Here is a 12717-nt window from a genome sequence, read left to right on the forward strand (position 1 = left end):
GAAGATGCGGAAGAAGAGCGACGCGGAGATACGGGGAAGGGGCAACACGGAGATCGCCGCGTCGCCGGCAGGAAAAAACAGCCGATGATTGAACGTCAATGACTCAAATGGATACATCATCCATCCATATCACGATCGACGGCCGCTCCGTGACTGCCACGGCCGGCGAGACGGTCTACGCCGCGGCTCGGAGAGCCGACATCGCCATTCCGAGTCTCTGCGCCTCGCCCCACCTGGCGCCGTTCGGATCCTGCCGGCTCTGCCTCTGCGAGGTGGAAGGCCAGAGCGGCACCCCCGCGTCCTGCACCACGTTGGTGCGGGAGGGGATGGCGATCCGAACGGAGAGCGAGCGGCTGGCCACGCACAGGAAAAATATCGTCGAGCTCTATCTCTCCGAGCAGCCGGCGGGGACGGAGCAGCCGGAACCGCTCCGGCAGCTGGCGGCCCACCTGGGACTCACCGAAGTGCGTTACGCCTCGGGCTCGCAGCGTACCGCCTACAGAGACACCTCCAATCCCTTTTTCTCCTTCGACAATGCCCGCTGCATCTCCTGCGCCCGCTGCGTCCGGGCCTGCGACGAAATCCAAGGGACGTTTGCTCTCACCATGGCGGGGCGGGGATTTGAATCAAGACCCATTGCCGGCTCGCAGTCCTTGAGCGGCGGGACGAACGGCTTCGCCTCCTCCAACTGCGTCTCCTGCGGCGCCTGCGTAAAGGAATGTCCGACCGGAGCCCTGACGGACCAGACCGTTCTTGAACGAGGCGCGCCGACCAGGCAGGTTCGGACCACTTGCGCCTATTGCGGCGTGGGCTGCACCTTCAACGCCGGCGCCAGCGGCGGCCGGATCATCAGCATGGTGCCGGCCGACGACGGCCCGTCCAACCAAGGCCATGCCTGCATGAAGGGCCGGTACGGGTGGACCTACAACTATGCGCCGGATCGGCTGCGCGTCCCGCTGTTGCGCCGAGGCTCGTCCTGGGTGGAGATCACGTGGAACGAGGCGCTGGACCAGGTGGCGCGGGAGTTCACCAGGATCAAACAATCCCAGGGGCCTGACGCGCTGGCGACGATCTCGTCGAGCCGAGGCACGAACGAGGAGAACTATCTCTTTGCCAAATTCATGCGCTGCGTGGTCGGCACCAACCACATCGACAACTGCGCCCGCGTCTGCCACAGCGCCACCGTGACCGGCATGATGGAGGTTCTGGGCGCCTCCGCGGCGACCAACTCGATCCGGGACTTCGATCTGGCCAAGCTGATTCTGGTCGTTGGCGCCAATCCCACCGAGTCCCACCCGGTCGTCGGGGCCAGGATCAAGCAGGCGCACCGGCGAGGGACGACGCTCATTGTGATTGACCCGCGCCGCACGGAACTGGCCCGCCTCGCGGACATCCATTTGCAGTTGAAACCCGGTACCAACGTGGCGCTGCTGAACGGCCTCGGCCATGTGATCGCCCAGGAAGGGCTGCTGGACCGGGCTTTTATCGATGCGCGAACGGACGGGCTCGCCGATTGGCTGGAGACCGTCGGGGCCTGCACGCCGGAGCACACCGAACAGATCACCGGCGTCCCGGCCGAGTTGATCCGCAAGACCGCCCGCCTCTACGCCCAAAGCGGCGCCTCGTCCTGCGTCCATGGATTGGGCGTGACCGAGCATCGGTGGGGTAGCCACGGGGTGATCGCTCTGTGCAATCTGGCGCTGGCCACCGGCAACATCGGCCGGCCCGGAACCGGCATCAACCCCCTGCGCGGCCAAAACAACGTCCAAGGCGCGTCGGACATGGGCTGCCTCCCGACCTATTTCGCCGGCTATCAGAGCTTCGACGATCCGGCCTTGGCCGCCCGCCATCTGACGATCACCGGACGCCCCTTGCCCGCCACGCGCGGGATGAAAACGCCGGACATGTGGGACGCGGCGCTGGAGGGGCGGTTAAAAGGGCTCTGGATCATCGGCTACGACGTGGCCCAGACCGACCCGAACCTCACGAAAGTGCGCGAGGCACTGAGTCGGCTGGAGTTCCTCGTCGTGCAGGAACTGTTTCTGACCGAGACGACCAAGTTCGCCCATCTGGTCATCCCCGGCGCCTCGTTCCTGGAGAAAGACGGCACCTTTACGAATCTGGAGCGGCGGATTCAGCGCATCAGGAAGGCCGTGGACCCACCCGAGGGAGTCTTACCGGACTGGCAGGTGGTCGGCGAGGTGGCGACCCGGATGGGCTATCCCATGTCCTATGGCCATCCCTCCGAGATCATGGACGAGATCGCGCAACTGACCCCGACCCTGGCCGGCGTCTCCTACGAGCGGCTGGAAGGGGAGGGACTCCAATGGCCGGTGCCCTCTGCCGCTCACCCGGGCACGGCCCTCATGCATGGGGACCGGTTCCCGCGCGGGAAGGCCACGTTCGTGCCGGTGGATTATCTGCCGCCAAGCGAATCGCCGAACGAGGCTTATCCGTTTACCCTCGTAACGGGCCGCATCCTGCAACATTATAATTGCGGGGCGCAGACCCGTCGGACCGATATCCTGCAACTGGTGGATGCCGACGTGCTGGAAATGCACCCGGAGGACGCAGCCCGTCTGAACGTCGCCGACGGCGAATCGGTCCGCCTCGTGAGCGAGCGGGGCGAAGCACAGTTGCCGGTGGCGGTGAGCGAGCGGGTCCGCCCGGGCGAACTCTTCACGAGTTTTCATTTCCCGGCTATCGCCATCAATAGGCTGCTCTCGTCGAGCGCCGACGAGAGTTCCAAATGTCCGGAGTACAAGGTCTCCACGGTCCGGGTGGAAAAGCTGACGCCGGCCAGACAGACCGCGCCGGCCCATGCGAGATTGATCACATGAATGAACAGCCTTCAGCGAACGTTTCACGTTTCACGCTTCACGCTTCACGGTTTGCATGATCTACACCATTACCTTGAATCCGGCGCTGGACCATTACCTCGAGGTCAAGAGCCTCGACATGGACGACGCCAACCGGGTGCGCGCCGAATCGCTCTACGCGGGGGGGAAGGGCATCGACGTCTCACGCGCCATCCGGCACTTGGGCGGGGACAGTATGGCGCTGGGCTTCATCGGCGGGCACAACGGCCGGATTCTGGTGGACCTGCTCAAGCGGGAGGGCGTCACGTCCTACTTTACGTCCATCGAGCAGGAGACCAGACGGGACATCATCATCAGCGCCAAACGGCCCGTCGCGCAGACCCTGCTTCACGCCAGGGGACCGTCGGTCGATGCCGAGGAATGGCGTTGTTTCCTGGCGCACCTACGCTTGTTGGACTTGCGGGACGCCTACGTGGTCGTCGGGGGCAGCCTCCCGCGCGGAGTCCCGCCCGACGCCTACCGTCAGATCATTACCTTGGTGCAACGGCGAGGCGCTAAGGCGATTCTGGATGCGGATGGTCCCTGCCTGAGGGCCGGCCTGAAGGCACGGCCCTTTGCGATCAAGCCGAACGTGCACGAACTTCAGCGCGCGCTCAGGCGTCCGCTGCGCACCGACGCCGAAATCCTGCGCGCCGCGGCGACCCTGCATCGGGCCGGCGTGGAGATCGTGATCATTTCGCTCGGCCGCCGGGGCCTCCTCGTCGTGAGCGGTCGGGGCAGCCGGCTCCTGGCATTGCGCACGATTCCTCCCACGGTGACCGTCCGGAGCCGGGTCGGAGCCGGCGACTCTACGGTGGCCGGCTTCATTTTCCGGTTGGCCAGAGGGAAAGAGATCGAGGACTGTGCGCGGTTCGCCACCGCCTGCGGCACGGCGGCGACCCTGGCCCCTGGCAACCAGCTCTGTCGCTTGTCGGACGTGCAGCGGCTCTTGCCGCGCGTCAGCATTAAACCATTGACGATTCAGAAGAATTGCCAGGATTGATGATTGAACGGACATGACGATTGACGGATTCCGATAATCTTGGCAATTCTTCAATCGTCAATTTTGGCAATCATGGCAATCGTCAATTCTTCCAAATTCAGGCTTGGGAGGGGAGAAAGATGAAAATCGTACTGGCGGTCGACGGTTCCAAATATTCGCGCTGGGCAACCGAATGGCTGGGGTACTTGCCCCTGCGCGCCAAGTCCCAGACCCAGGCGCTCCACGTCCTCGACTTGGCGGCGTTGCGGGCCCCCTTCATGGTCCAGCCGGTCGTCATCGGGAACGAACCCTTCATCCACGATGAAATCCGGCGGATGGAAGCGAAAGCCAAACAAGTGGTGGCCGACACGGCCTCGCAACTGGCGTCGCTCCGCATCCCGGCCAAGGCGCGCTCGGTCAACGGGCCCATCGCGCCGGCAATCCTCAAGCAGGCGGGACGCAAGGGCTTGGTGGTGCTCGGCAGCCGGGGCATGGGCGCCCTGGACCGGTTCATGCTGGGCAGCGTCTCCACCCAAGTCACGCAGCATGCCCCCTGTTCGGTCCTCGTGGTCAAGCAGCCGCCCCGCCCGATCCGCCGGATCCTCCTGGCGACGGACGGCTCCAAGCCCTCGGAGAAAGCCGTCCGGTTCCTGCTCCGCGAGATCCGGCCCCAGGCGACCGGGCATACGGTCGAAATCCTGGCCATGCACGTCATTCCGTTCCTGAAGTATCCGGAGCTCAAGGAGATCGGCAACGCGCTGGTCCACCGCGATGCGGTCAAGCTGGCCAAAGCCGGCTACGAAGTGGAGGAAATCTGCCAGCTCGGCCAGCCGGCGGACGAGATCATGAAGGTGGCGGACCATCGGAAGGTGGACCTGATCGTCTCCGGCGCGAAGGGCCTGGGCGCCGTCGCGCGCTTCCTGCTGGGCAGCGTGTCGACGAAACTGGTGCAGCACAGCACCTGCTCGATCCTGGTGGTGCGATAGGCAATGGGCTTAGCATAGAGGAAGCGACTCAGAAAAAGGGATGCGGGGGCCGTTCAAAACGAGTCTCCTTGTCTGGGCGGACTTCCCACGCATGTCCTCCTATGCGCCATTGGCCGTTCTCATACACCATGTAGTGAATCTCTCCAAACCAACTATCGATATTGACCCGTTGGCCGGTCTGGTTGGAGATTCCCCAGAGACTTCCAGTACAGATGATCTGAGCCGTGGGAGGAGTTTTGTCGGCCTCGACCTTAATTCTGGAAAACATGTGAGTGGTTGAGAAATCGCGATGCTCCTGCAGTAAGTCCTTCCACACGCTCCGCAACGTGGTCTCATTGAAGCCATGGTGCTTATAGTGCTTTGAATAGAGCACCATCACTCCATCTAAATCCCCGCGCCGTAGAGCATCTTCAGCCCGCTTAAATGCAGACGTGATTTCGTCTACTGTCTTTTGATCGGCTTGGATGTCGGCATTATGCGCGATATAGGTTCCGCTGAGGTCAGGGATAGCGTGCCTTGGTTCGAGCAACTGGCATCCCTGAAGCCCAACGCCTACCCCTAGGAAGGCTCCGATTGTCGCTAGCGCTATCCTCCAGTGCATAATCCCCTCTTTGTTTAATGGTACCATACGCGCTTGCCCTGTCAGCTCTTGGGGCTTCTCCACGTTTCACCCAATAATGACAGCCAGACTCTAAGATTTCTGACGCGTTGGTGATCGTATCGTCTTGGGTGTAAAAATGGGATCAAAATGAGGGCAATGCCTGTCAAGTTGGAAGAAAAACCATAGTCTTGCCTCCTTCAACTGGTCAGGGGTTACTGACACCCTGACCAGTTGAAGGATACGGGTGGGGGATTCCATCGCCGAGCGTTCCCGCCTCGTTTGACCGTCTTGGAGCGTTGAGGGATTCGGGCAATCGCTTAATTGAGCACGTTATGCGGTCGTTGCGCACGGTGTTCGGACGCCAAGGCGTCTGCTTCATCAGCTGCTTGCCTATAGCTCTTCGCAATCTGCCGACAATGGGCGGCATGTTGACTGGCACCTTCCTTTGAGTCTGGCTCCGGGTGCTTTTCATAGAACTCTGCCATGAAGTCCCAGTGCTTCGCCTCCTCACGAAGCTCCTGAGCTTCGTGGGTGTAATGCGCTGTCAACCCCGCGTGATCGTGCTGATCGATCAAGCGCTTGGCAGATGGTTCTGCACAACCCTGTACGACCAGGATCAGGGCAAAAGCCGCTGGCACCAACAGGAGTCGAAAGTTAATCATGGATAAGCCCTCCTTTCATCGAAGTGACGGTGCGTGAAGAGGTGTTGTCCTGTTTTGTGATGAGGAGCCCAAGCTCAACATAATATCTTTACTTTAGCAATCACGATGCCATGTTATTGAGTCCGCTGCTGGCAAGGCCGCGCAACCGTTGAGATTGTTGGGCCAATCTCGAAGATTGTCCGGTGAACCGCAACCTAGGCAAGTGCACACGTTGTCGCAAAATGGGGCAGGTACCAGGGAGAGTGTGGCGACGGTTGCTACATCGGGCTCGAATCGGATGATTGAGTCTGCCTTGACATGTCCAGTCGAAAGAGAGAAACTAACACATCTATGCTGGCACTAGGTTAGTTTATGGGACTTGTCTTGTCCAAAGTGACACACTTGCGTTTCAGTTCATTTGCCATGGTGCTCTTCTTCATCTTTTGCCAGGTGATCGGGGCCATGTGTGCCCTGCCCGATGTCGCTCTGGCACAGGATCAGACGATGATTTCAGAACAGGGAATGGTCTGTCCCATGGATTCAGGTCTCATGTGTCCTGCCTCGCTCACGTCTTCTCCAGATCGCCAGGTAAAAATTGGGGCTGCTCTGGATGCAGGCCATGTGTTCGTCGCTCGTGTGAACGGCTCCGCTGCCTGCATTTTTTTCGCTGCATGGAGCGGGGCTCAGGCTGTGTCGCTGCAGTTGCCGTTTCCCTCGTCTCCTTCTATCCAAGTCCTCCGGATCTGATTCGCACCTCCACGCCTTGTTGCCGACCGCTCTGCCGCAGAGGCGGAGTTGGCGTTACCTCGTTTTCAACGCACGCTGGAGGTGCTGCCGTGAAACGCTTACTCTCTCGTATTCCACCTTGGGCTTTGCCCGCCCTTGCGCTCTGCCTCTTGGACCTCGCATCGGTTTCGGCGAGCGGGGCTCAAGAGCGTACGGCAGCCCCCATGGATGGAGCCGCCCACGCCTCTCATAACGAGCCACGCATTAGCTTGCAGAATCTCGTGCAAGAACTTGAGTTGGCGAGCCCGGAGATCAAGGTGGCCCGTCAACGGTGGGAGGCAGCAAAAGCCGTCGTGCCGCAGGTGCAAACCCTCCCAGACCCAAGGCTCCAGCTCGGGTACCAACGGATGCCCATGACCGAACCCCTCCAAGGTGCCATGTATGGCTTCGGGCAGGAGATTCCGTTTCCAGGCAAGTTGAAGCTCCGCGGCGAGGTTGCCTCGAAAGAAGCGGAGCGTCTGGAGCAAGAGTACCTCGCTGTCAGGCTCCGACTGGTCTCCAGCCTGAAAGAGACGTATTTCACATTGCACTTCATCCACAAAAGCACCGAAATTGTGGAGAAGAACAAAGCCCTGTTGATCCAGTTTGAGAAAACTGCCAAGGCTCGGTACAGTGTCGGGCAGGCGGCTCAGCAGGATGTCTTCCGTGCCCAGGTGGAGATCTCGCGCGTTCTGGATCGCCTCGCCGTGCTGGAGCAACAGAAAGAGAGTCTGCACGCCGCGATCAACCGCCTGCTGAATCGGCCGCCCACCGACCCACTTGGGACACCAGATGAGATCCAGGTTCCACTCTTGACATTGCCGCTCCCTGAACTGGTTCGGCGGGCGGAAGCGTTCTCGCCTATTTTACTGGCCTCGGCCAAGGGCATCGAGCGGAGTGAGCAGGCCGTGTCCCTCGCCCATCGCCAGTATTATCCGGACTTCGATCTGAATGCCTTGGGGACCCGCAATGACCGCATCAACGACAACGGGTACCAGGTGATGCTTGCGATCAAAATCCCTCTCTTCTATGAAACGAAGCAGCGCCAGGGCGTACGAGAGGCCCTGGCCGGTTTGGCCGGCGCGCGCGAGGACCTCACCGCCACGCGGCAGGACATCCTCTTTCAAGTGAAGGACGCCTTTGTGCAAACCCAGCGCGCGGAGCGGCTCATCACCATCCTCCGGGATGCGATCATTCCACAGTCCTCCCTGGCCCTGCAGTCCGCGCAGGCGGGCTACGCGGTCGGCAAGGTGGATTTTCTCACGCTCTTGAATAGCCTGCTCACGCTTCAGGAGAGCCAGTTGGAATTGCACGGAGAAATGGTCGCGCATGAGAAGGCGGTGGCGAGGCTGGAAGCGGTCACGGGCGGTCCATTGGCCGGCAAGGACAAGGAGAGGAGGTAACGCCATGACACGCCGGACCCTGATCAGCACCGTCCTCCTTCTGGCCATCGGCCTCGCTGCGGTCCTCTGGCTGATGAGCCGACCGACAGTCCTTCCTCCCGCAGGCTCGACGCCGGATTCCATGGCCGACATGCCCGGCATGGACATGGGCGAAAAGCCGCGACCAGAAGGAAAGACGACGGACAGCAAGCCGGCTCCCGCATCGGAGGAGGCGCCGGGTGTGGTGACGATTCCACCGGACCGGCTGCAGACGATCGGCGTGAAATACGAGCAGGTGGCGAGACGTCCACTGGAGAAAGTGATCCGCACCGTGGGTCGCGTGGCAGCGGACGAGCGGCGATTGGCCAAGGTCACCATCAAGTTCCACGGCTGGATCGAGCAACTGCTCGTCAGTGCGATCGGCGACCACGTCAAAAAGGGACAGGTCCTGTTCACCATCTACAGCCCTGATTTGGTCGCCACGCAAGAGGAATACTTGCTGGCCTTACAGGGGCAGAAGCAACTTGGGACGAGCGAGTTTCCGGAGGTGGCGCGGGGCTCCAAGGACCTGCTGGAGGCCGCACGACGCCGGTTCCAGCTCTGGGACATCAACGAAGAGCATATTCGAGAGCTTGAGCAGACCAGCAAGGTCATGCGGACACTCCCCATCCACTCGCCCATCACCGGGACCGTGATCCGGAAGGAAACACTGGTCGGCGCGCACGTGGAGCCAGGCGCGGAGTTGTACACGATCGCCGACCTCTCGCACATCTGGATCTTGGCGGATATTTACGAGTACGAGTTGGCCTTCGTGAAGAAGGAACAGAAAGCGGCGGTGACGCTCTCCTACGAACCGGGGACGGTGTGGACTGGGCGTGTCGGGTTCGTCTATCCCACGCTGGACCCGAAGACCAGGACCGCCAAAGTTCGATTTGAGGTGGACAACTCCAACGAGAAGCTGAAACCGGACATGTACGCCAATGTGGAGCTGACGGTGAACCTAGGGACCCGGTTGTCGGTGCCGCAAGAAGCGGTGATCGAATCAGGCCAGAAACAACTCGTGTTCATCCATCATGGAGGCGGGCGCCTGGAGCCGCGCGTCATCAAAACCGGGGTGAAGACCGGTTCCCACTATGAAGTCGTGGCCGGCCTCAAGGAAGGGGACCACGTGGTCACCTCCGCGAATTTCCTGATCGACAGTGAAAGCCGCCTGAAAGCGGTCGTGGAGAGCATGGGCGGGATGTCGGAAATGAAGTGAGGGAACGCGACACGGTGACGCGGAGACACGGCGATCCCCGCGTCCCCCCGTCACTCTTTCTCCGCGTCGGGTGAAAAATGGTCGAACACATCATTGACTACTGTGCAAGAAATCGTTTTATCGTCTTTCTGCTTGTCTTTACGACGGCCGTGGGCGGGCTCTGGGCCATGAAACAGACCCCCATCGACGCCCTGCCGGATATCTCCGATACGCAGGTGATTGTCTATACCACCTGGCCGGGCCGCTCGCCTGACCTGGTCGAGGATCAGATCACCTACCCGATCGTGACCGCGCTGTTGTCCGCCCCCAAGGTCACGGTCGTGCGCGGATTCTCGGACTTTGGCTATTCCTATGTCTACATCCTCTTCAAAGACGGCACCGACATCTACTGGGCACGCTCGCGGATTCTGGAGCGGTTGAATCAGCTTGCCGGACGGATGCCGGAGGGAGTCACGCCGCAACTCGGTCCGGACGCGACCGGCGTCGGCTGGGTCTTCCAATATGCGCTTGTGGACGAGACCGGTCAGCAAGACCTTGCCTCGCTGCGCAGCTTCCAGGACTGGTATCTCCGGTACTGGCTGCGGGCTGTGGAAGGGGTCGCCGAAGTCGCCAGCGTCGGCGGCTTTGTCCGCCAGTACCAGGTCAACCTGGACCCCACCAAAGTTCTTGCCTACCGCCTCTCCATCCCCTCGATCGTGGAAACGATCCGACAGAGCAATAACGATGTCGGTGGGCGGGTCGTGGAATTTTCAGGAATTGAATATGTGGTCCGGGGGCGCGGCTACATCAAGAAGCCCGAGGACATCGAAGAAATCGCGGTGGGCGTCAACGAAAGCGGCACGCCGATCCTGTTGCGGGACGTGGCCACGGTGAAGCTCGGACCGGACATGCGGCGCGGCTTGGTCGAACTCGACGGGAAGGGCGAGGTCGCGGGCGGGATTGTGGTCATGCGCTTCGGCGAGAACGCTCTCACCGTGATCGAACGCGTCAAAGCCAAGCTCACAGAACTCGAACCCTCCATGCCCAAAGGGATCAAGGTTGTCACGACCTACGACCGCAGCAACCTCATTCACGAATCCATCGCCACGGCGAATGAGAATCTGGCTGAAGAGCTGATTGTCACCGGGGTGCTGATCGTCGGATTTCTCCTCCACATCCGTTCCGCAATGCTCCCCATCCTCACCCTGCCCCTGTCCATCCTGATCGCCTTCATCCTCATCTACTTCCTGGACATTGGGATGAACATCATGTCGCTCGGCGGCATTATCGTGGCGATCGGGGACATGGTGGACGCCCCGATCGTCATGGTGGACAACGCGCACAAGCGGTTGGAGGAATGGGAACGAAACGGCAGACTCGGCGACCGGACGCAAATCCTCATCGATTCGGCCAAGGAAGTCGGACCGGCGATGTTCAGCTCGTTACTCGTGATCGGCGTCTCCTTCTTGCCTGTCTTCGTCCTCGAGGCGCAGGAAGGCCGAATGTTCAAGCCGCTGGCCTTGACCAACTTCCTAGGCATTGCCGCCTGCGCGGTGCTGGCCATCACGCTGATTCCGGCGTTGCTGCCGACTTTCACGCGCGGCCGGATCTTCCCCGAGCAGCGGCACCCCGTCAGCCGCCTCTTGCAGCGTCTCTATACGCCCGTGTTGCGTGCGGCGCTGCACCACCGGTGGATGGTCGTGGTCTTGTCGATCGGGCTGCTGGCCAGCGTCATCCCTGCCTACCAGCGCATGGGCTCCGAGTTCATGCCACCGCTGTATGAGGGAACCATCCTCTATATGCCCACGACACTCCCCGGTCTCTCGGTCACCGAAGCCGGCCGGCTCCTCCAATTGATGGACCGGAAGCTCCGAGGGTTTCCCGAAGTCGAGTGGGTCTTCGGCAAGGCCGGGCGGGCGGAAACCTCCACGGACCCGGCCCCGTTCAGCATGATGGAAGTCGTGGTCGAACTAAAGCCCAAAGACCAATGGCGACCGGGACTGAGCTATGAAGGCCTCATAGACGAGATGAACCGGGCACTGCAGTTTCCAGGGGTAACCAACGCCTGGACGATGCCGATCAAGAACCGGATCGACATGCTCACGACCGGCATCCGAACCCCGGTCGGCATCAAGATTTTCGGGGCCGATCTCAACGAGATCGAGGGCATCGGCAAACATCTGGAGATGGTCCTCCGGGAGGTACCGGGGACGCGCAGTGTCTATGCGGAGCGGGTGTCCGGCGGATACTTCCTGGACTTCGACATCAATCGGAAGGAGATCGCGCGGTACGGACTCAAGTTGATGGATGTGGGCCGGATCATCGAGACGGCCATCGGCGGGGAAAATATCGCGACGACCATCGAGGGGCGCGAACGGTACCCGATCAACGTACGCTACCTTCGCGAGCTGCGCGATGATCCGGAAAAGCTGCGACGGGTGCTCGTGGATACCCCGACCGGTGCCCAAGTACCCCTCGCTCAACTGGCCACGCTCCGGTTCGTGAATGGACCGCCGATGATCCGGGACGAAAATGGCCGGCTGGCCGGCTACGTCTACCTGGACATGGCCGGCCGAGACGTGGGCGGGTACGTCGCGGATCTCAAGCGGGTGGTGCGTGAACAGGTGCAGCTGCCGCCGGGCTATACGATCACCTGGTCGGGCCAATATGAATTCATGGAGCGGGTCAAAGAGCGGCTCAAACTGGTGGTGCCCCTCACCCTGGTCATCATCTTTGTGATGTTCTACTTTACCTTTAGCTCGGTGGCCGAAACGGGGATGGTGATGTTCGGGGTGCCGCTCTGTCTGGTGGGCGCCTTCTGGTATCTCGCTGAACTGGACTACAACATGAGCATCGCGGTCTGGGTTGGGATCATCACCGTGGTCGGGACCGGAGCGGAGACCAGCTCGGTCATGCTGGCCTATCTGGATGAGGCCTGCCAGCGGCGCAAGGCGGCAGGGGGACTCGCGACGCTTGAAGATCTCATTGAGACCGTGCACCGAGGAGCGGTGGAGCGCATCCGGCCGATGATGATGATCGGCCTGGTGGATGTCGTCGGATTGATTCCAGTGATGATGGCCACAGGCACCGGGGCCGACGTGATGAAACGCATCGCGGCGCCGCAAGTCGGGGGCGTGTTTTCCGCCATGCTCCTCACGCTCATTGTCATTCCGCCTATCTATGTGATGTGGCGCTGGCACGTCGAGGGGAAGACATTGAAGAGCGAGGGGGACTGAGGATGGGCCGGACGCGCGAACCTTGCGGT

9 protein-coding genes are annotated in these 12717 nt (G+C 61.2%); 7 read left to right on the forward strand and 2 right to left on the reverse strand.

The window, feature by feature from the left end; genetic code table 11:
• Positions 1–98 precede the first annotated feature (98 nt).
• The 3 genes from EPO61_01580 to EPO61_01590 all read left to right on the forward strand — a co-directional run bounded on the left by EPO61_01580 (position 99) and on the right by EPO61_01590 (position 4826).
• Positions 99–2840 (forward strand): formate dehydrogenase subunit alpha, encoded by a 2742-nt coding sequence (locus tag EPO61_01580; GenBank protein TAJ10528.1) that lies wholly within the window; start codon positions 99–101, stop codon positions 2838–2840.
• A 55-nt stretch (positions 2841–2895) separates the two neighbouring features.
• Complete coding sequence (pfkB, locus tag EPO61_01585) at positions 2896–3861, forward strand: 1-phosphofructokinase (protein ID TAJ10529.1); 966 nt, start codon at positions 2896–2898, stop codon at positions 3859–3861.
• Positions 3862–3980: 119 nt separating this feature from the next.
• Positions 3981–4826: a universal stress protein gene (locus tag EPO61_01590; protein TAJ10530.1), complete on the forward strand. Its 846-nt coding sequence runs from the start codon at positions 3981–3983 to the stop codon at positions 4824–4826.
• A 28-nt stretch (positions 4827–4854) separates the two neighbouring features.
• Here EPO61_01590 and EPO61_01595 read toward each other — a convergent pair whose 3' ends face one another.
• Together EPO61_01595 and EPO61_01600 are read right to left on the reverse strand one after the other, a co-directional pair.
• The gene (locus EPO61_01595; GenBank protein TAJ10531.1) at positions 4855–5454 is read right to left on the reverse strand and encodes a hypothetical protein; all 600 of its coding nucleotides are present in this window, start codon (positions 5452–5454) and stop codon (positions 4855–4857) included.
• Positions 5455–5744: 290 nt separating this feature from the next.
• A complete protein-coding gene (locus tag EPO61_01600) occupies positions 5745–6089 on the reverse strand; it encodes a hypothetical protein (protein ID TAJ10532.1) in 345 nt (114 codons plus the stop codon).
• 351 nt (positions 6090–6440) lie between these two features.
• On the opposite strand from EPO61_01600, the gene EPO61_01605 reads away from it, so the two are divergent.
• The 4 genes from EPO61_01605 to EPO61_01620 all read left to right on the forward strand — a co-directional run bounded on the left by EPO61_01605 (position 6441) and on the right by EPO61_01620 (position 12688).
• The gene (locus EPO61_01605) at positions 6441–6815 is read left to right on the forward strand and encodes a hypothetical protein (protein TAJ10533.1); all 375 of its coding nucleotides are present in this window, start codon (positions 6441–6443) and stop codon (positions 6813–6815) included.
• Between the two features lie 203 nt (positions 6816–7018).
• Positions 7019–8236, forward strand: a complete 1218-nt coding sequence (locus tag EPO61_01610; protein ID TAJ10682.1) for a TolC family protein — start codon at positions 7019–7021, stop codon at positions 8234–8236.
• Between the two features lie 223 nt (positions 8237–8459).
• On the forward strand, positions 8460–9473 hold the full coding sequence (locus EPO61_01615; GenBank protein TAJ10683.1) for an efflux RND transporter periplasmic adaptor subunit: 1014 nt from the start codon (positions 8460–8462) through the stop codon (positions 9471–9473).
• A 77-nt stretch (positions 9474–9550) separates the two neighbouring features.
• Complete coding sequence (locus EPO61_01620) at positions 9551–12688, forward strand: efflux RND transporter permease subunit (protein TAJ10534.1); 3138 nt, start codon at positions 9551–9553, stop codon at positions 12686–12688.
• Positions 12689–12717 lie beyond the last annotated feature (29 nt).

This window comes from Nitrospirota bacterium (assembly GCA_004296885.1).
Taxonomy (GTDB): Bacteria; Nitrospirota; Nitrospiria; order Nitrospirales; family Nitrospiraceae; genus SYGV01.